This window comes from Neobacillus sp. MER 74, assembly GCF_023714155.1.
This window is the reverse complement of the sequence record NZ_JAMAUV010000003.1, coordinates 99,626-119,535: the sequence shown is the minus strand read 5'-3', so window position 1 is coordinate 119,535 and position 19,910 is coordinate 99,626. Positions and strand designations below refer to the sequence as shown.

19 protein-coding genes, 3 pseudogenes and 1 riboswitch are annotated in these 19,910 nt (G+C 32.4%); of the genes and pseudogenes, 17 read left to right on the top strand and 5 right to left on the bottom strand.

Annotation, left to right across the window (positions count from 1 at the left end; translation table 11 throughout):
• Positions 1 to 2: 2 nt before the first annotated feature.
• The 5 genes from M3610_RS07260 to M3610_RS07240 all read left to right on the top strand — a co-directional run bounded on the left by M3610_RS07260 (position 3) and on the right by M3610_RS07240 (position 6,882).
• Entirely contained in the window at positions 3 to 1,028 is a 1,026-nt protein-coding gene (locus tag M3610_RS07260; protein ID WP_251457797.1) for a glycosyltransferase family 2 protein, read from the top strand.
• Positions 1,025 to 1,903: a glycosyltransferase family 2 protein gene (locus tag M3610_RS07255; RefSeq protein ID WP_251457794.1), complete on the top strand. Its 879-nt coding sequence runs from the start codon at positions 1,025 to 1,027 to the stop codon at positions 1,901 to 1,903. The genes M3610_RS07260 and M3610_RS07255 overlap by 4 nt, the downstream gene beginning before the upstream one ends.
• A 51-nt stretch (positions 1,904 to 1,954) precedes the next feature.
• Positions 1,955 to 3,508, top strand: a complete 1,554-nt coding sequence (locus M3610_RS07250) for a lipopolysaccharide biosynthesis protein (RefSeq protein ID WP_251457791.1) — start codon at positions 1,955 to 1,957, stop codon at positions 3,506 to 3,508.
• A gap of 201 nt (positions 3,509 to 3,709) precedes the next feature.
• On the top strand, positions 3,710 to 4,006 hold the full coding sequence (locus M3610_RS07245; RefSeq protein ID WP_251457788.1) for an acyltransferase family protein: 297 nt from the start codon (positions 3,710 to 3,712) through the stop codon (positions 4,004 to 4,006).
• A 464-nt stretch (positions 4,007 to 4,470) separates the two neighbouring features.
• Positions 4,471 to 6,882: a right-handed parallel beta-helix repeat-containing protein gene (locus tag M3610_RS07240; protein WP_251457785.1), complete on the top strand. Its 2,412-nt coding sequence runs from the start codon at positions 4,471 to 4,473 to the stop codon at positions 6,880 to 6,882.
• A 168-nt stretch (positions 6,883 to 7,050) separates the two neighbouring features.
• On the opposite strand, the gene M3610_RS28500 is transcribed toward M3610_RS07240, so the two are convergent.
• A complete protein-coding gene (locus M3610_RS28500) occupies positions 7,051 to 7,344 on the bottom strand; it encodes an ATP-binding protein (protein WP_483870107.1) in 294 nt (97 codons plus the stop codon).
• 572 nt (positions 7,345 to 7,916) lie between these two features.
• A pseudogene (locus M3610_RS28590) lies at positions 7,917 to 8,161 on the bottom strand (IS110 family RNA-guided transposase); the annotation flags it as partial.
• Between the two features lie 160 nt (positions 8,162 to 8,321).
• On the opposite strand from M3610_RS28590, the gene istA reads away from it, so the two are divergent.
• From istA to istB, 3 genes are all read left to right on the top strand, one after another.
• Complete coding sequence (istA, locus tag M3610_RS07235) at positions 8,322 to 9,215, top strand: IS21 family transposase (protein WP_251457783.1); 894 nt, start codon at positions 8,322 to 8,324, stop codon at positions 9,213 to 9,215.
• Between the two features lie 235 nt (positions 9,216 to 9,450).
• On the top strand, positions 9,451 to 9,873 hold the full coding sequence (locus M3610_RS07230) for a hypothetical protein (RefSeq protein ID WP_251457780.1): 423 nt from the start codon (positions 9,451 to 9,453) through the stop codon (positions 9,871 to 9,873).
• Entirely contained in the window at positions 9,870 to 10,637 is a 768-nt protein-coding gene (gene istB / locus M3610_RS07225; RefSeq protein WP_251457778.1) for an IS21-like element helper ATPase IstB, read from the top strand. The genes M3610_RS07230 and istB overlap by 4 nt, the downstream gene beginning before the upstream one ends.
• Positions 10,638 to 10,673: 36 nt before the next feature.
• On the opposite strand, the pseudogene M3610_RS07220 reads toward istB, so the two are convergent.
• Positions 10,674 to 10,837: pseudogene (locus tag M3610_RS07220) on the bottom strand (IS110 family transposase); the annotation flags it as partial.
• Between the two features lie 208 nt (positions 10,838 to 11,045).
• Here M3610_RS07220 and M3610_RS07215 point away from each other — a divergent pair.
• From M3610_RS07215 to M3610_RS07180, 8 genes and pseudogenes are all read left to right on the top strand, one after another.
• A pseudogene (locus M3610_RS07215) lies at positions 11,046 to 11,246 on the top strand (IS110 family RNA-guided transposase); the annotation flags it as partial.
• Between the two features lie 445 nt (positions 11,247 to 11,691).
• Positions 11,692 to 12,744 (top strand): UDP-glucose 4-epimerase GalE, encoded by a 1,053-nt coding sequence (gene galE, locus M3610_RS07210; protein ID WP_251457776.1) that lies wholly within the window; start codon positions 11,692 to 11,694, stop codon positions 12,742 to 12,744.
• Between the two features lie 258 nt (positions 12,745 to 13,002).
• A complete protein-coding gene (locus M3610_RS07205; protein WP_251457774.1) occupies positions 13,003 to 13,263 on the top strand; it encodes a hypothetical protein in 261 nt (86 codons plus the stop codon).
• Positions 13,264 to 13,349: 86 nt separating this feature from the next.
• A complete protein-coding gene (locus tag M3610_RS07200) occupies positions 13,350 to 14,138 on the top strand; it encodes a hypothetical protein (protein WP_251457772.1) in 789 nt (262 codons plus the stop codon).
• Positions 14,135 to 14,410 carry a PqqD family protein gene (locus M3610_RS07195; RefSeq protein ID WP_251457770.1) on the top strand — a complete coding sequence of 92 codons (276 nt, stop codon included), beginning with the start codon at positions 14,135 to 14,137 and terminating at the stop codon, positions 14,408 to 14,410. Before M3610_RS07200 ends, M3610_RS07195 begins: the two co-directional genes overlap by 4 nt.
• Positions 14,400 to 14,855 carry a signal peptidase I gene (locus M3610_RS07190; protein ID WP_251457768.1) on the top strand — a complete coding sequence of 152 codons (456 nt, stop codon included), beginning with the start codon at positions 14,400 to 14,402 and terminating at the stop codon, positions 14,853 to 14,855. The genes M3610_RS07195 and M3610_RS07190 overlap by 11 nt, the downstream gene beginning before the upstream one ends.
• Positions 14,856 to 14,874: 19 nt before the next feature.
• On the top strand, positions 14,875 to 16,683 hold the full coding sequence (locus M3610_RS07185) for an ABC transporter ATP-binding protein (RefSeq protein ID WP_251457765.1): 1,809 nt from the start codon (positions 14,875 to 14,877) through the stop codon (positions 16,681 to 16,683).
• Positions 16,684 to 16,702: 19 nt separating this feature from the next.
• Positions 16,703 to 17,782, top strand: coding sequence for a nucleotidyltransferase domain-containing protein (locus M3610_RS07180; RefSeq protein ID WP_251457763.1), 1,080 nt, complete (start codon positions 16,703 to 16,705; stop codon positions 17,780 to 17,782).
• A 47-nt stretch (positions 17,783 to 17,829) separates the two neighbouring features.
• Here the strand turns inward: M3610_RS07180 and M3610_RS07175 are convergent, their stop codons facing one another.
• Together M3610_RS07175 and M3610_RS07170 are read right to left on the bottom strand one after the other, a co-directional pair.
• Positions 17,830 to 18,534: a DUF421 domain-containing protein gene (locus tag M3610_RS07175; protein WP_251458348.1), complete on the bottom strand. Its 705-nt coding sequence runs from the start codon at positions 18,532 to 18,534 to the stop codon at positions 17,830 to 17,832.
• A gap of 36 nt (positions 18,535 to 18,570) precedes the next feature.
• Complete coding sequence (locus M3610_RS07170) at positions 18,571 to 19,050, bottom strand: VanZ family protein (protein WP_251457761.1); 480 nt, start codon at positions 19,048 to 19,050, stop codon at positions 18,571 to 18,573.
• A gap of 541 nt (positions 19,051 to 19,591) precedes the next feature.
• A riboswitch (cyclic di-GMP riboswitch) is annotated at positions 19,592 to 19,675 on the top strand.
• Between the two features lie 28 nt (positions 19,676 to 19,703).
• On the opposite strand from M3610_RS07170, the gene M3610_RS07165 reads away from it, so the two are divergent.
• Positions 19,704 to 19,853: an anti-repressor SinI family protein gene (locus tag M3610_RS07165; protein WP_251457759.1), complete on the top strand. Its 150-nt coding sequence runs from the start codon at positions 19,704 to 19,706 to the stop codon at positions 19,851 to 19,853.
• Positions 19,854 to 19,910: the final 57 nt, after the last annotated feature.

Below are 19,910 nucleotides of genomic sequence, written 5' to 3'. Positions count from 1 at the left end.
CTTTGGAACCTTTATTTAGTATTATTGTCCCGGTTTATAATGTTGAAAAGCTTATTACGGCTTGCATCGAATCAGTATTATGCCAATCATTTACAAATTTTGAGTTGATTTTAATTAATGATGGTTCAACGGACAAGAGTGGTAGAATTTGTGAAGTATATGCAAAGAAAGATAAAAGAATTAAAGTAAAACATGTAAAAAATAGTGGTGTTTCAAATGCCCGAAATTTAGGTGTAAAAAATTCAACTGGTAAATGGCTATATTTTTTAGATGGAGATGACACTTTAGAACATAATACGTTAACAAGTCTTTATTTTAATATAAAAAAATATAACAATTTAGATATGCTTTTAGGGAGCTTCAATTATGTCCAAAACGGCGAAATCACTAAAGCGGAAAATAGTGAAGATTATAAAAATGGAATTGAAATTGTAAGAGAATTTTGTTTATGGAATGTAAAGATATGCATGGGTTCCTTTGCCGTTAGCAAAGAACTTGTAAATTCATATAATATTTTTTTTAATGAATCAACAAAGTATGGTGAAGATGTCGAATTTATTTTCTATTGTTTGTTAAATGCAATTAAAGTAAAAGTCGCATCTGATATTTTTTTTAACTATATTATTCATAATAGTTCATCAATTTCAAAGGTTAATTTCGACAGATATGATTGTTACAAAGCTAAATATCGGGTCCTGAAATATTTACAGAATAAATATCCCGACTGTCATGAAATACATTTATTATTTAAGGATTTTCTTCTACCTCAAGCAATAATAGATACAACTTTTTTATTATGTAGTAATGGTGTGAATATTTTTAAAATAAAGAAATTTATTGCTAAAAATAATTATGATGGTGTAATTTATCCAATAATTGATAATAAAAATACCCCTAAGTATATTCGAAAAAGAGTAAAAAAGTTTTTAAAATATCCATTCATGACCTGGGGAGAATGCTTTTTATTACAGAAATACTATAATTTGCGTAGGAATATAGGATTATTAAAAAGGAGGATAGTTAGTTGAAAATAACAGTTTTCACTTCAACTTATAATAGAGGTTATATTATTGAAAAATTATATTCTTCATTAAAAAGACAAACATTTAAGGACTTTGAGTGGTTAGTTATTGATGATGGATCCACAGATAATACCAATCATTTATTTGAAAAATGGGAGAAGGAAAATAACCAATTTTCGATTAGATATTATAAAGTAGAGAATGGTGGAAAACATAGAGCTATAAATAAAGGTACCGAACTAGCCACAGGAGATTTATTTTTCATTGTTGATTCTGATGATTATCTTACCGAAAACGCTTTAGAAAATGTTGTACATTGGGAGAAATCTCTTCCAAGGGATGGGAAATTTTGTGGGGTGTCCGGTAATAAAGGAAAATCTGATGGTGATTTTTGGGGAACATCATTCATCGGTGATTATGTTGATGCAACTTCTCTTGAACGTAAGAAATATAATATTAATGGTGATAAGGCTGAGGTTTTTTATACTAAAATAATAAAAAAGTATAAATTTGAGGAATTTGAAGGAGAGAAATTTATTACTGAATGTACAGTTTGGGATCGCATGGCATACGAAGGGTATATAATAAGATGGTTTAATACCACAATCTATATATGTGATTATCTCAGTGATGGTCTAACTAAATCAGGAGATAAGATTTTTGTTGAGAATCCTAAGGGAACAGCCTTTCTTTTTAAACAACAAATAAAGTTTTATAATTATAATTTAAGGAATAGATTGTCTCATTATAATGCATATTTTAAATTAGTCAAAAGCAAAATTAATTTTGAACAAGCCGCTAGGAACCTAGAAGTTAAAAAAATTACATTATTATTTGCAATTCTTCTAGTAAAATGTAAAAACTTGATATATCGAAGTTAAGATACTCCTCCTGTTTACTTGTTTTAATAATATAAAAAAGTGGAGAAAAATATGAGAGTAAGAAATTCATTAATTAACATATCTTTTGGCTTAGGGAATCAAATCATTATTACCTTACTTAGTTTTATTTCTCGAACGGTTTTTATAAATAGTTTAGGTATTGACTACTTGGGGATAAATGGGTTATTTACTAACATATTAGCAATGCTATCGTTGGCAGAAGCTGGAATTGGTTCGAGTATAGTATATAGTCTATATAAGCCAGTTGCAGAAAATGATAAGCATAAAATAAATATGTTAATGAATTTGCTTAAAAAGGCATATTTTGTAATTGCCTTGATTGTTTTAGTATTAGGACTTTCAATAATGCCCTTTTTAGATTTATTTATTAAGGATACCAGTGTTGAAGATATTTATTTCATTTATGTTATTTTTTTATTAAACACAGTTACACCATATTTATATATACATAAAATATCATTTTTAAATGTATGTCAAAAAAGTTATATAGTTACTGGAATTTATTCTATTTCATCAATAATATCTGTTTCATTAAAAATAGTTATCTTATATTATTCAAAAGATTATATACTTTATTTAATTATCGATAGTATCATAACGATCTTAAATACTATAGTTATTTCTATAATTGTAAATAAAAAGTATTCTTTTTTGAAGGAAAAGGTATCAAGTAAATTAGATATCAACACTAGGAATAATATTATAAAGAATATAAAGGCAATTGTGCTACAAAATATTGGTAATTATTTAGTGCTTGGTACAGATAACATTATTATCTCCTCATTTGTGAGTGTTACAGCTGTTGGATTATATTCAAATTATAATATGTTAATAGAAATATGTAGAACATTCATTAACCAAGTTTTTAATAATATGTATCATAGTATAGGAAACTTAGTTGCAATTGAAAGTAAAGAAAAAATTTATAATTTATATAAGGTATATAGATTTCTAAATTTTTGGTTGTATTCATTCTTCACTATTTTTCTAATAATTATTATTGAACCTTTTATATCATTATGGATTGGTTCAAAGTTTATAATGAGTCATGGTGTATTAATAATATTAATGCTTTGCTTTTATGAACGCGGTATGAGGAATTCCATCACAGCAGTAAAATCAACTTCAGGAATTTTCCATGAGGATAGGTATGTTCCTTTATATCAAGCTGTTATTAATCTTGTTTTTTCTTTAATATTAGTTAAATACATTGGGATTTCAGGTGTTTTTCTCGGAACACTTATAAGTGCTTTATTGGTTCCTTTTTGGACTACACCTTATTTTGTATATAAATATGTATTTAATAAGCCATTACTAACATATTTCAAAAGATATTTTTACTATATAATTATAGGGGTATGTGTATTTTTCATAACAAAATTCATATGTGATTTTATTCCACATAAAAATATATTTAATTTAATTTTAGTTGGGTTAGTTTGTTTAATTATACCAAATGTACTGTATATAGTTATTTTTTATAAAACATCTGAATTTAAATATTTATTGTTAATAGTAAAAAATATTATAGGGATGATTAAATTGAAAGTTAAAGCAAATAAAACAATAAGAAACGTGGGTTAATAGGTAATTATATATTTCGAAATATATAAGGTGAAAAAATGACTAAGTGTGCTTGCATTTAGTCATTTTTATTGGAAATGAAGATATAAAATTATTTCGCAGGAAAGTCTGATTGAGCAATTCTATAAATGAATTGAATGAGAATAAGTGCAATATTAGGATTTGATATTATTTAAGAACGATAAGAGGGGAAGGAATTAATTGCTAAATTCATTAACTTCTTTTAGATTTTTAGCTGCTTTAATGGTATTTCTATTTCACACAGGAGTATTTGTTCACTTGCAACTAGGTTCAGCGGGAGTATCTTTTTTCTTTGTATTATCAGGGTTTATACTTACTTACAGTTATCAATCAAAGTTTGATGAATTGACAATGGCTAAGATTTCAAATTTTTACAAAGCTCGATTCGCAAAAATTTACCCTGTTCATTTTCTTACTTTTTTTATTTCAGTACCTTTCGTGGTTGCAACTTTTCATCCTCAAGGTATGTATTTGTAAGTGCTAGACTAAATTGAACAGTTTACGACAATTAAATTTGAACACTTATTTACTAAGATTGTTCTCCACCTTATGATAGATTTTTATACTTCTATGATTAGGCGGAGGAATTGAAAAGGTGGATAAGTGGATTATTTATATCAATTAGGTAAGGATATTAATAGGAAGCGAATGCTTAAAACTTACATATATAATTTAGTTTCAAAAGTATTTTAAGAAAAGCCTATTGGGGTAAAATCCTATATTACCTTAATAGGTTTAATTTTTATTTTTGAAAATATCTCTTTCTTCAGCCTTTTAGAAATTTCCCCAAACAATCTTATTTTATTTATTAAATTAATTCATTTTTCTTTTTTGAATTGATTTTACATAATTAAATTTCCACATTATTAATTTAAATGCCCTATCGAATTTTTTTTTATAACATAAACTAATGTATTAAAAGTAAGAGGTGATATTAGTTTATGGCTATAAAGGCTAATCTTGGAGATCTTGATGATGTGAATTTTAATTCTAAACAACCCTCTAATAGTGATGTCTTAACATTTGATAGCAACTTATCAAAATGGGTTCCTAAAAAAGCTATGACTCCAGTAATAAATTCTTCCAATTCATATGTTATTGAAATAAACAGATGGAATATAAAAAATGATGGTACTAATGCTCTAGAAACTACGAGTGGAATAAATAATGCCTTGACTTGGGCTGCTTCCCAAGGGTTCAATCATATTATTTTACCTAGCGGAAATTATAAGCTAAAGATTGATCCTGAGTCATTCTCATGTATTTCAATTCATAGTGGGATGCATTTTGAGATGTTGGATGGTTGTATATTGGAATTAGAAACAAATTCATCACCATGGTATCGTGTATTTGATCTAAAGGGAGTAAAGGATGTAAAGATAAGTGGGGGAAAGATAAATGGTGATAAAAAGACACACTTATACGAATTAGGAGTAAAGTTTGTAAGAGGAGGGATAAATAGTGATGGTTCTTTAAATAATAACCCCAACTTCATAAGAAGTGAGGTTGTGGATAGATTATTGAATCCAGGTCTTTTAAAAGCCTTCCGTTTATGGAATATACCAGGGGTGGCTTCAACTAAGTATAGTTTTTATCAATATAAGGATAATGTATCAAGTAGTACGCTCGTGGGTTTTAGGGCAAATGGAGAATTTGCACCTTCTTCTCCAACCGGTAGAGGTTGGTTTGCTCCAATAAATGATTGTAACAAAATGATCTTTGTTATAGATATTACCAATTCTCCATTAACTGATACACAAATCTCGCAAATCAGAGCAAAAGTAGATGCTCAAAGTTACACGCATGAATGGGGGCAAGGAATTGAAATATCTGGGTCAAACAGTATTGAGATTGAAGGGGTAGAAATATGTGATTTCACTGGTGATGCTATTTCTACAAGTTGGTTAGAGTATAGAATTAATTCCACGGATTATAAACAAGAAGAAATGGGATCACATATATACATCCATAGATGTAATTTACACCATTGTAGGAGACAAGGAATTTCTTTAACAAGCTCAAATGATGTCTTTATTTTTAATAATAGTATACATCATATTGGAAAGTCAGATGATGGTGTTACAGTTGACGGAACTCCACCAATGTTCGGTATCGATATTGAATCTATGTGGTCTGAAACTAATATACCAACTTGGCGACCAGAGCTAAACCAAACTGGATTAGAACTAAATACTAGAATATATATTTATAATAACTATATTTATAATAATGCAAGAGGACATTTTGTAAATTCAGATGGTATTAATGTAGTTTTGGAGAGTAATACATTCGAAGGTTCAAATGTAGGAGGAGTTAGTTCTTATTCAAATAACTGGTATGTCAAATATTTGAATAACACTTTTATAGGGTGTGAACTTTGGGTTGAAGGAAATAATTATGTTAATGGTGCTGTATGTAATAATTCAAATATAAGGTTATTTGATGTGAAAGGTGCAGTAATAAAAAATTGTCAAATAAAAAATGGGAAATTTTATGGCGCTAGTGTATACGGATATCTTGGAAAACCAATTGTAAATGTATCTAATAACACTTTTACCTTTAGTTTTCCTCACGGTATGGGAAACGGTGCAAGAGTATGTTTTGAACAATGGATTGGTAAGGTTCCAGGGGGAATTAGTGTAGATAAGTATTATTATACTGTTAATGTAACATCGACGTCATTTCAAGTTTCAGAAACTTTAAATGGACAACCAGTCATAATATCTGATTCTGGACAACCTGGTTTTAATATCAGTAGGTATGACTATGGAAGATGCTATATATCTGAAATTTTATTGGAGAGAGAGTGGGGAGATAATACAACAAGTGGTATAGATATTATTCTGACAGGCGGTGTTGTAAATAACGTTATAGTTAAAAATTATGGAGTTTCAATTAGAGTACCAGATAATTACGCAGGTAGGCCAAACACTATCCAAGGTTTAACTGTAATAGAAGGGACGGTAGGTTTGGATTGCTGTCAATTGAGTAATGGAAATTTTATTAGAGCAAAAACTTCTAAAATTGGCGGAGATATAAACCTTGGAGTAAATGATGTTAAATATAATAGAAAAATTGTTTTAGATAATTGCTTATTCCAAAACGTTGGTATAAATTTTGATGGAAACGTTTTAAATACACGTAGCACATTTATAACCTCCTTTATAAGAAAAGTAGATAATGATAATGTTTCTGTTATTTCAAATTCATATTTTGATAATTCCACAATTGGTTTACATTGGTTGACTAAGCCGAAAGCAATGACAATAGTAAAATGTGTTTTTAATAATGTAGCATTCGATACCAATGTAAATACGAAAATGATAGATAATGTTGATCTTAATTCAGTATAGTAGGTTTAACGATTTTAGGTTTCAAAATTGTAAGGAAGTTTAACTATAGACAGTGGCGGATTTCAAATGATTAATGCAATTGAACATTCAAAATCTGCCTCTTCTCTTTAGTTAGTTGGTTTTATATGATTTAGTCTCAATTTTGATTGTAACCAAATAAAATAACTCTTAATTCTTATAATATATTGAGAGATAAATATATGGGATTGATAGAACTGATAATGAATAATATAGTTTTTTAAATATATATATGTAAGCGTCAGGTACCTTTGAACAATTTAGCTTATTAATTTTGAACACTTTCGCTAAAAATATTTCGCGATGTTTCATTCTATAACTTGAATTATTATAGTGAACAATTTCTGTTCCATATATGAGACATTCCAAGATTGTTGTTGCCACACCTACGTCACCCAAAAGCTCGGTCCATTCTTTTGGGTGACGGTTGGAAGTTAATATAATCGATGAGTTATCATTTGGAAAAATAAATTGGCGTCCCTTGGATCCATCGCTGCGTACATTAATTCATCATTAATTTCTAACTGTGGTTCTTCTATTCTTTTAACCCCTGTTTGGGGCTTCCTTGTTATGTCCATGGTGTTAAATGTATCGAGTTGGATATATTTTCCCAACTGGAATATTCATTTTTATGAATTGGTTTTTTATATAATAATCAACCATTATTAGCACCACCCGGATACTACACTATATACGTAGAATGTTCCCTCTATTCTTTAAAAACAAGAAAGAAAGTAATTATTAACGATTTAGTACATCATGGATTTATTGAAAAAAGGAGGGAACTGTTACTGCAACAGCAATTATTTCAGCTAAGCTTTTAAAAATAAAGATAAGCATTTTTCAATTGCTTTTTAATTATTAGTTACTCTCTTCAGAATACCAACTACCATTTAAGTAAGTAATGAATCTTATTCAGTGAAACCTGATAGCACTAAAAATTTTTGGTAAGAGAATAAATTTTGTCGAATTGTTGTTCTTTTAGTAGAACAAATGTTAACAAAATTCTAGCTAACTTTCCAATTAGCTTCATAAATCTTATGAGGCTGCATAATCTCTAAATCCATGGGGGACGGAAATAAACGGATGGTTGCGATTGCCCCCTTAGCCTTAATATCTTTAAACACCTGTCGGAGTTCAGGAAAAACAATATCTACCCAACGATTTAATTGATTGATAGAACTAACAAGGCGTTTAACTTCTACATCACGGTTAGACTAATAACCCTTAATTTTTCGAATAGTTCTGATGTGTACCTAACCTCTTGTGACTGCTAAACTAGAGTAGACAGTTTTTGCTAGATAAGATGAAACACTTATTTACCCAAATGTACCAGTAAAATATAAGCCCTTTCCATTGTAAGATTTCTATGAGTTATTCATACATCAATGGAGGGTACAGAAAAGGTGGATAAGTGGGAAATGTATATGGAAATACAACAGTTAATAAAGAAAGGATTTAGTAAATCAAAAGTCGCAGAAAAGCTAGGGATTTCAAGATCAACAGTATACAGAAACCTTAAAAGATCTCCCTCAGATATGGCTGAGTGGGTAGACTCCTTACAAACAAGAAGGAAGAAGTTAGACACACATAAGGAACTAGTCTTATCCTGGTTGCGGGAACATCCTGATATGTCAGCTGCACAAGTGCAAGATTGGCAGCAGGAAAGGAATCCAACACTAGAGATAGGTGAAAGCACTGTGAGGGCGTATGTCAGAGATCTACGTAATGACTATAAGATTGAGAAAGAGACATCTCCGAGAGAATATGAAGCCATCCCCGACTCACCTATGGGAGAACAAATTCAAGTGGATTTTGGATTCACTAAACAAAGGAACATAAAAAATAAGGAAGTCAAGCTTAGCTTTATTGCATTTGTGCTATCTAATTCTAGATATAAATATAAGGAATGGTTAGAGAGACCTTTTACTACGGAAGATGTCATAAGAGCACATGAGAATGCGTTTAAATGGTTTGAGGGAATTCCTAGAGAATTAGTTTATGACCAAGATAGTTTAATAGTAGTAAGTGAAAATGGTGGAGATTTAATTCTAACAAAGGAGTTTCAGCAGTATAAAGATACCAGGAGGCTAAACCTTCGGGTTTGTCGTAAAGCTGACCCGGAAAGTAAGGGTAGGATTGAGAATGTGGTAGGTTTTATCAAGCACAATTTCGCTAAACATAGAATATTCCACAATATTGATTCTTGGAATGAACAAGGATGGCAATGGTTAAATCCGACAGGTAACTATAAAGTACACAATACAACAAAAAAAAGACCAGTCGAAGTGTTCTCCTGGAAAAGCAACACTTAAGACCAGTCATTCAAAAAATAAATATCATAAACAAATATGAGAATAGTATATCAAGAAGTGTCCATAAGGACAATACCATACGGTATTTGTCTAATCGGTATTCTCTTCCACTCGGTACGTTTAGTAAATATGAAACATTAGGTGTAAAGGAATCTGAGGATCAATACCTATTAATCTATATACCTGAAACGGAGAATTAATTGCAAAGCATAAAATACCTGATGGGAAAGGCCAGTTGATAAAAGATAGAAATCACACTCGTGATCGAACAAAAGGAATCGATGCATTTCTTAATACGGTTGCGAAACAATTTAAAGACAAGGAAGCTGCATATAAATACCTAACGACTATTCGGGAAAAGTATCCTCGATATATTCGAGATCAGCTACAAATTATATTAAGAGAGACCAAACAAAATAATGAAGATTTACTATCAGCAGCACTGTATGAAAGTGTCAGAAGAAAGTTATTTAGTGCAACAGACTTCGGCGACATCGTTCAATACATTAAACGGCAACGCCAAGCACATGATACAGTGACCAACAACGCTGAGAATGTCTCACCAATAAATAGTTTGTCCAGTTGGATTATGGAGACAGAGGCTCCAAAAAGAGAAGTGGATGCCTACACAGTCCTAATGGAGGGTGATTCACAATGAGTCAACTCCAGCAGTTACAAGAACTGATGAGAACCCTTCGTTTATCTGAAACCGCAAATGATTTACCTGAACTAATCAGAGAGGCTGAGAAAAAGGATTTATCCTTTACTCAGTTTCTCTTTGAAATGGCAACATATGAGCAGAGTCGAAGAGATGAAAAACAACTAGAGAAGCGATTTAAATGGGCTACATTCCCCTTCCATAGCACAGTTGATGGCTACGATTTGAAAGAACAAAAATCATTAAGTAGTAAGAAGCTAAATCAGTTAAGGGACTTAACGTGGCTTGAACAACTATATAACATTATCTTTCTTGGACCGCCAGGTGTGGGTAAAACCCATCTTTCGATCGGGTTAGGAATAGAAGCTTTAAATCAGGGCTATAAAGTGATTTTTACGACTATGGGAGATTTAATTCATACATTAAAGACAGAAGAAATCACGAGAAAATCGAAAACCAGAATGAAACGAATTCGAGAAGCAGACTTAGTAATTATAGATGATCTTATGTTTATGGCTATGGATAAGCAAGAAGCTAATATGTTCTTTCATCTAATAAATAACCTTTATAATCAAACATCCATAATTTTAACTTCAAATAAAGGTCCAAAAGAATGGGGTGAGCTATTAGGGGATCAAGCAATTACTACAGCCATACTGGATCGAATCTTGCATCGAGTAGAAATTATTCATTTAAATGAAGATAGTTGGCGAATGAAACATCGAAAAACAATATTTGGCGATCAAGTGTTTCAAATTAATTAGCAGAAATTGTGTCATTCTGCTTGACGGTCACACCTCTGAGTAGTAACCGTTCTTCACCATATCAGCTATAACTAAAGCATCCTTTTTATCGCTTTTTGACTGGGTATTATCCCTGTTTCTTTATTCCTTTTTATTAAATGAGGATTTACTGTTACAACCTCAATATCTTGTTTAGAAAGCCATTTTGAAAGATATATGTATATTGCCATAAAAAAGTGACATTCGGGACAGAATCGAGTGACACATTAGCCTTTTAGAGAGCCAGGTTAGCATTCCTGAAGAACATTATTTTTCGACTTTGAAAAAAATAGGGCTCCTCAGTAAGATATGAGTATAGACATTACTCTAACTCACAACTTTAGGAGGAACTCTACTATGAAGTTTAAAATGCAAAACAAATAAAATCATCTGATAGAAAGAATTTCCGTTAACCATCTTGTTGTTGGCGTGGATATAGCTCAACAATTTCACGTGGCCAGAGCCGTGAATTTCCGTGGAATTGTAGTCGGAGATCCACTCACATTCAATAATAATGACGAAGGATTTGCTAGTTTACTAAAATGGATTAAAAATCTTCAAAGATTAAACAACCTAGAAGAAGCTATAGTTGAAATTCTAAGCTGATTAATAAGACTCCTATACAATATTTCAACCGTTGTAATGATCGATTCCTTTCTTTCCAAGCTGCTCATCTGAAAAGTGATGGACAATAATATTCCCCAAGACCAATACGATAACAAAATTAAGTAATCCTAATTGGGAAATTCCTTCGTTGTCCGATAACCTTCGCGACGATTAGTAAATTTTTTATCCATTATATTGTTCTTCCTTATTTTTACACAATATGCTGTCACTATATTGATTATTGTGTGAAATTTGAAATGTATTCTTTCCTAAGTCGAAGTTCAACAGATTTTGTCGAATTGAAGTTCTTTAAATGGAACGATTTTTAAATTATAATATTCAGTTAAGAGAGATAAAATTTGGGTGATCTCTAAAATTTTTTTAATTATTATGTTCTTTATAATGAACAATTTAAGGAGTGGTTTTGTTTATGTCTATATTAGTTACAGGCGGCGCAGGATATATTGGATCTCATACTTGTATAGAATTGTTGAATGCGGGACATGAAATTGTTGTATTAGACAATTTCTTAAATAGTAAACCTGAATCATTAAAACGGATATCTGAAATAACGGGAAAGAATTTTAAATTCTACAATGTGGATCTACTTGATTACTCTGCAATAGAGTCTGTGTTTCTTGAAAATGATATTTTGGCCGTGATTCATTTTGCTGGATTAAAAGCAGTTGGAGAATCAGTATCTATGCCATTACAGTATTATAACAACAATATAGTAGGAACATTAAATTTATGTCGAGTTATGGAGAAATATGGGGTTTATAACTTAGTATTTAGTTCTTCGGCAACTGTATACGGATTTCAAGAGCAGGTACCTCTAAGTGAAGATTTACCACTTCAAGCAACAAACCCTTATGGGCGCACAAAACTAATGATTGAGGAAATTTTACAAGATCTCTATGCTTCCAACCAAAACTGGAGTATAGCCCTGTTGCGTTACTTTAATCCAGTTGGTGCACACAGTAGTGGGCAAATGGGAGAAGATCCTAATGGTATTCCTAACAATCTCGTTCCTTATATTACTCAAGTAGCTGTTGGGAAATTACCTGAACTAAAAGTATTTGGTGGTGACTATCAAACACATGATGGTACCGGAGTTAGAGATTATATTCATGTGGTAGATCTTGCAGATGGTCATTTAAAAGCTCTGGTAAAGGTTATGGGAAATTCAGGAATTACGGCATATAATCTAGGAACAGGTACAGGATACAGTGTATTGGATATGATTCATGCCTTTGAACAAGTAATTGGGCGTCCAATACCATATAGAATAGTAAACCGAAGACCTGGAGATGTTTCTATTAGTTTTGCTGATGTTTCCAAGGCAAATGAAGAACTAAATTGGATTGCCAATAAAGGTCTTAATGAGATGTGTAGAGATTCATGGCGATGGCAAGTCAATTATCCAAATGGATTTGAGAAAGATTACGAAGATAAGCAAATAAATGTTTTTAATCAATTATAAAATTATAATTATAATTTTGATCAGTAGTTAAATAATGGAATGTAACTTTGGTATTTATGGTGTAGTTCTTGATACATTTTATGTAAGAAAAAGTTAATGGAATATGACTTTTTTGTTGAATTTGTTCTTTTAATAGAACGTTTATTAGATTATAATTTTATGTATAACCTTTTGAATTTAATAAATTTAAATCGAAAATTTTTTTGAATTATTCGTTCCTTATAGTGAACAAGATTGTATGGTTAAGGAGGTGAAATAATGATTATAGAAAAAGTCTATTCTAGACCAACTGTCTTAAGCCATCAACCTATACGTTTTGAAACAGCACAGAGCTGGAATCCTGGTAAAGGAAAACACGTCCATCCTGGTAAAGGGAATGGTGGAATTAATTTCCCACCAGGTAACCCTAATGATATTCCTTGTGGAGCAGGAACACCTGGCAATGGCAATGGTAATGGCAATGGCAATGGTAATGGTAATATCGGGGTAGGTCAATGTAATCCAAATGTTAACCCTTAATATCAGTGGAGAAGGGAAGACCATGGGAATATTTATTCCTTGACTTCCCTTTCCAAAAACTATCGATTTTTCCTTATAGGAGGCCAATGATGAACAAATTAATAACAAAAATTGGCGACCATTTTATACATATAATCTGTGAATCTAAAGATTTAAATAATATGTTTGAAAAAAATTTTCACTCTGACATATATGCTGAAAATGAGCTACCTGATCTGATCATCAAAATTGAAGAAGGCTATGGTGTTCCCTTTCAAGATTACGAAGTAGAGATTATCAAGAATGAAAGCCAAATCCAGTACCGTCGAGCCGATTACTTAATTGAGGTTAATACTGAGTTTAAGTCTGCGACTATTTCTGTTTATAATGATTTCGCCTTAAAACACGCATTAACAAATTTATATAGCGCCTTCATCGTTTATCATAATTGGGGACTGTTGATCCACTCCTCCTGTGCAATAGAAAATGGTAAAGCCCATATCTTTGCTGGTCAATCGGGGGCAGGTAAATCAACAGCAGCCAAACTGTCGTATCCAAGACCTCTTCTTTCGGATGAGGCTACCCTTGTCAAAATTACCTCAAATAAAGTTACGGTGTTTAATTCACCATTCCGAAGTGAACTGCAAGCAGATCATTTTGAGGGGAATGTAGAATTAGCTAGTGTTCAATTACTTTACCAAGCACTACAAAATCAGAGAATCAGGTCTACTAAATCGGAGGCATTGCTGCATTTAATGGATAAAGTTTTCTTTTGGCCCCATAGTGATGAAGAGACGAAAACTATAATGAGGTTAATGACCGATTTAGTAAAGAACGTACCAGTTTATGAACTTCATTTTCAAAAAAATAATACATTTTGGGAGTTAATATCATGATGACTCAATATATTCAAAAAGGAAATTATGAAGCTACCGAACTTGATGGCGAATGGATTATCTTGAATACTGACCAATATACCATTACCAAATTAAATGATGAGGGTGGACATTGCTGGTCATTGCTTACTGAGGTTCAAACAGTTGATTCCCTAACGCAATCTTTGTTAGCTAAGTTCGCAACAATAGAGAATGAGCTGCAAGTAAAAAAGGACATGGAAGAATTCCTGGCCAATCTCGTTCAGTGCGGGCTGATTGAACATGTTGATTGACAATCATACCTTTGCACTTCTTAAACGTACAATCAAAAAGGACGGCTTGTTGGAGCTGCCGGCATTTGGGAATAGCATGTATCCATTTATACAACAAGGTAATCTCTGTAGGTTTATCCCATGTCCATCTTCTCAATTAAAGAAGGGCGATGTGATTCTGTATTATTCGCAAACTGGTCAATTAATCGCCCACCGATTTGTGAACGTAACAAAATTAGATAACCAACTGTTTTTCTTATTTAAAGGTGATACAAACCTTGGTTACGATCAATTTATAAGAGAAGAGTTTATTATTGGTAAACTAGCAAGTGTGCAAAAAAAAAGACTGACAATAATCCCGCAACATTTTCTTGCTCGCAGTTGGGGAAAAATGATTCTTACATTTCCTTTTCTATCAGGCATGCTTAGAAAATATTTAAATAAAAAACTCAAATTACAATTCTAATAAAATCTGGAGTGTCCATATGATGAAGGAACGGATAGATTCTTTAATTAAACAATATTTTACCATGAAAGATATGCGCAGGGCTTTTTCCTTTGTTTTGCCCTTTATCATGAAACGTTGGAAGGCCTATCTTGTTATTCTTCTATTATTAGGGTTGGATATTTACTTAACGATCGCTTTTGCAAGGTACTATGGTCAGATTACTGATGCAGCTATTCATGGTGGGTATCAACAGATTTTATCCTTCATACCCTATGGCGGATTACTTATTATATTGAGTATTGTCTCAAGTGTTTGTTATACTTACGCTAATTTGTTTGCGACGAATGGGGTGAAAATGGATATTAAGAACCATTTTTTTCACCATGTCCTAAGACTGCCTGCTTCAGAAACATCCAATATTCGCTCCGGTGAATTAATGTCCCATTTTTCTAATGATATCCATGGTGTTGATGGAGTGATTGGCAGTAATCTTATCAGTCTAGTTAGGCTGCCAATAATTTATATTGTCGTATTTGTTTATTTGGTAAATATTAATTTGACACTGTGTTTAGTAAGTCTTATCATCGCCCCAATCACGGCATTATCTGGTGTTGTATTCGGCTTGTTACTTCGGAAAAATGGTAGATTGATCCACCGGTTGGTAGGAAATATTAATAGCCTCCTAAATGAGACTTTTCATGGCTTTACCGTTATTCGTTCCTTTACACTTGAGAAACTGCAGTATAAAAAGTACGTCAGACAAAATAAGGAATTATTTCAATTAGAGCTTGAAAATGGCAAACTTCAAAGCTGGTATAATTCGGGCGGTCAAATTTTAAGTTCGATTACTTTTATGATTAACCTGTCTGTCGGAGCCCTTTTTGTCTCCGAAGGAATGCTTTCCGTTGGAGCATTGTTAACATTTCTAAACTTAGTTGGGCACTTATTTTATCCAATCACGGGAATGGCTAGTTTATGGGCAGGCTTTCAACGGTCTGTTGCCGCACTTGAAAGGGTGTTAAATGTTCTTGAAACATCAGCTGATCTACAAGATTTACCTTCGTTTGAGCCCACCATGAACCAAGTCGATTCGATTCGGTTTCATAACGTGAGCTTTGGTTATATGGAAAATAAAAATGTGTTGGAACAATTTCATTTAGAGATCCCTGCTGGGAAAGTGGTGGCGTTAGTTGGTCCGAGTGGAGCGGGAAAGAGTACCCTGTTTAATCTATTACAGGGGTTTTATAAGCCGCAAGCAGGCAAAATTCAGATTGCTGGTAAATCCATAAAAGAGTTTTCCGCTTCAGAGTTAAGAAGTTCGATTGCCCACGTCCCACAAGAAACTTTCTTATTTGCTGGAACCGTTCGAGATAACCTTTTGATTGCCCGTCCCAATGTAACGGAGAAAGAAATGGTAGAAGCTACAATCAATGCTGAGATTCATGACTTCATTCTCTCCCTTCCTAACGGATACGAAACCCATATTGGTGAAAACGGGGTTAAATTATCTGGTGGCCAAAAACAAAGAATCGCTATTGCCCGAGCTATTTTAAAAGATTCGCCGATTTTATTACTAGATGAAGCAACTTCAGCTTTAGATGGTGAAACAGAATATTACGTCAAAGAAGCACTAGATGAATTGATGAAAGGCAGAACGACAATTATTATCGCCCATCGCTTGTCGACAATCCAAAACGCTGATGTAATCATGGTGATGAATAAGGGAAAAATCGTTCAACAGGGAACACATGAGGAGTTAATGGGACAAAAAGGTTTATATCGAAAACTCAATGAAACATCGTATAGTTCTAAAAAAGAAACACCTTTGTCTTTAGTTTCAAACTAATAAATGGGAGATGAGGCCGGTGAGTCTAGAGTTCGTGAGATTTTTATATGATAATAAGAAATCACTGCCTCAGGATGAGGAGCTGTATCATCAAGTTCTTCAGGATATTAAAAATGATGGTATTGCCTCCCAAGTTTATTTTTTATTAAAACAGCAGGGGAGGCTCGAGCAAACGCCTGCGTTTTTTCAATTTCATCTTAAAGAAGAATATAATAAAGGATTGTATCAAAACCTTTTTATTAAAAATCAAACCGATCAATTATTAAGAGCTTTTCAGGAGAAGAAGATAGATGTAATTACTCTTAAAGGAGTTTATTTTGCTGAGAAGTATTTTGGGCATATTGGGGCAAGGGCTACCTCTGATATTGATTTATTAGTCAGAATTCAGGATCTTACTATCGCCATTGAATCTGTTAAATCATTAGGTTTTACGGTTGAAGAAGAGTTCATACCTGGTCATTTTCATTGTAGTTTTAGCAAGAAATTACCTGGTTCGCCCACGCCGCTAGTGGTGGAATTACATTGGGATTTGGTGAAAAGAAGTACCTCGAGGTTTAATATAAATGATCTTTGGGAGCAGTCGGTACCCGTGAGCCAATCCGGGTATATTAAAGAACTTTCCCCACTTCATACCTTTTATATGATTTGCCTTCACGGCTGGCGCCATAATTTAGACTCAATGAAATATTTTATGGATATTATTCAAGTCATTGACAAGGAGAGGAAGGAGATTGATTTTGACCATTTCATACAGCTCGCGGAATCTCACCAAACCTTAAAGCGGAACATCAGGACCTTATCCATCGTTTATCAGCAATTTCCACACTTAGACGAAATCAAGAAGTTCCCATATCAAGTGAATACTCTTTGGGAATACCAATCTGTAAAGGGTTTTAGGCAGTACTGGGATTTCCTCAATTATCAATTTTTTAGCTATGATACAGTCAAACATACATTGATTGAAATCGGAAACTGGCTTTGGCCATCAAAATATGAAGTATCTTCACAAATAGATGAGCAGTCACAAGGGAAGAAAATGTACCTCTTGTTGTATAAGAAGAGACTTACTAGTCTATTAAATGCCGTATTGCCACATTAATAAGCCATCTAACCTAACCAGATGGCTTATGTTTCTTTCATATGCAATTATTTATAAAAGAATACCCTCAAATTGTTTTCCCCATCAATTGTGGCTAACAAAACATTCTTAATCCCTGTTTGATGTGTTTGAATAAGGGTATCAACAAGCCACCCTTCATCCTTGTTTTTTTCTTCTAGTGTATGATGAACAATCTTGCCTTCTCTTATAACGGTCTGTGGGAAATCAAAAGGCTTCGTTGTCATCTGGTAGGTGGATGGCGTAATCGCCTCATACTGCGGATCTAAGAAAATGGAAAGTTTCCCATCTGATTCCCATAATGCTAACGCTACTTTTTTTACATCCTCAATTTTTTCTTTTCTCAACTCTGCTAATAAATAATCAATTGAAATTCTTGCTTTCTTTAACCCTTTATAAAGAATTTCTCCTTCTTTAATAAGAGGAAATGGATCGGGGTCTAGAAACTTTCCTATGCGGGTTAATTTTAAACTGATAAATAAACCAAAGGTATACAGAACCACCAATACGATGGTTGTAGTCATTGCACCCTTCATTCCAAGGTGCTCATCTGATAATGGATGGGCAATAATATTACCAACAACTAAGGCGATAACGAAATCAAGTAATCTTAATTGAGAAATCGCGCGCTGTCCTATTAGTTTAGCAACAATGAGCATAAAGAAGAATCCAATTACAGCTCTTAAAATCCACTCCATGAAATTAAGAGTTTCCTGAGCTTGCAAAAAATCCATTGAAGGCAAATAGTCACTCCCTTAACAATAATCGTCCTACTTATTATTGTCACGATTAAGCAATTTTAATATAAAAAATACCGATACAATACCGAATGAGTCAATAACTAAATCGTAAAACCGTCCATCTCTACCAAAAAACAATTGCAGGAATTCTGTAAAAAACGCAAAAATAATGGATATGCCAATAGAATATTTGTGACTTCTTATTAGATTGAAGAGAAGAAAATCCATGATCGCAAAACCAACAAAATGTCCTAATTTAATTTTAATAAATTCAGGATGAATCAAAGTTAAATCATTAAAATAAAAAAAAGACAAAAAATCAGGATTTGAAACCCACTTTAATCCAAAAGAATGTAAATATATTAGTCGCTCTATACTCTCAGTCCAGGTATTAATCAACAAAAATAGGCCCCATAAAATAATCAATAGAACTTTTATGAAAAGAAATCGTTTCTGTGTCTTTCTTTTCTTATCGATTCTACAGCTACCTTGTATTGGTTGATGATCCAAAATACTTGCTCCTAACTAACTATTATTTCTTAATCTACATTTTACCATTGTTCCTTTTAAAGAACAAACCGGGATATTCACATTAAAATAATCCAATAATCTACCACTTTCGTATTATAGGTAAATGAAATTTCACTGGGTAAAATTAACTCCTCTCCGTTTACAAAATTCTACAATTTCTTTATAATGAACAATAGAAGTTCTTTTTTAGGAACTAATAATTAGAAAAGAAGGGGAATCATGATATATCCACTAATAAAAGAAAGAAACAAGATTCACATTGTGAAGGATTCCTATCATTGTGCATGCGGTATAGTCTTTAACAAGGAACGGATTATTAATAGGAAGACCCTTAAAAAAATTAAATTTATTGAAATAGGTCAGGTAACATGTGAGAAATGTGTTTTAAAACTTCTAAACTACGATTAATTGGTTTATATAATTTTTGTCGAAATCCTGTCGATTTTTTTGGAAATATTTTCATTTAGTTTCCATCAAGACTATAGTACTATTAGTTTATTCTATAATACTTTAATACTATGAATGACAAAGGCAAACCTTTCGAAAGATTGGGACGCAAAGCTACAGGTCTAAGGTTTTTAACTAGGATGGCTGAGTTACCTAAAATAGTAATCATTTTAGGAGGGTTAATTTTGTCTGCATTAACCGTTGAACAAGATATTGATACAGAATGGTTAGATCTTATTAATGAAGCTAAAAAGATAGGACTCTCTATTGATGAAATTAGGGATTTCCTAAATCGCTCCCTTGGATTAAAGACTATTGAACCGGAATATAATTAATAAGAGGGGTAATTTGGTGTTTAATTTTCGCAATATTCAATTGATTAAAAAAACAGC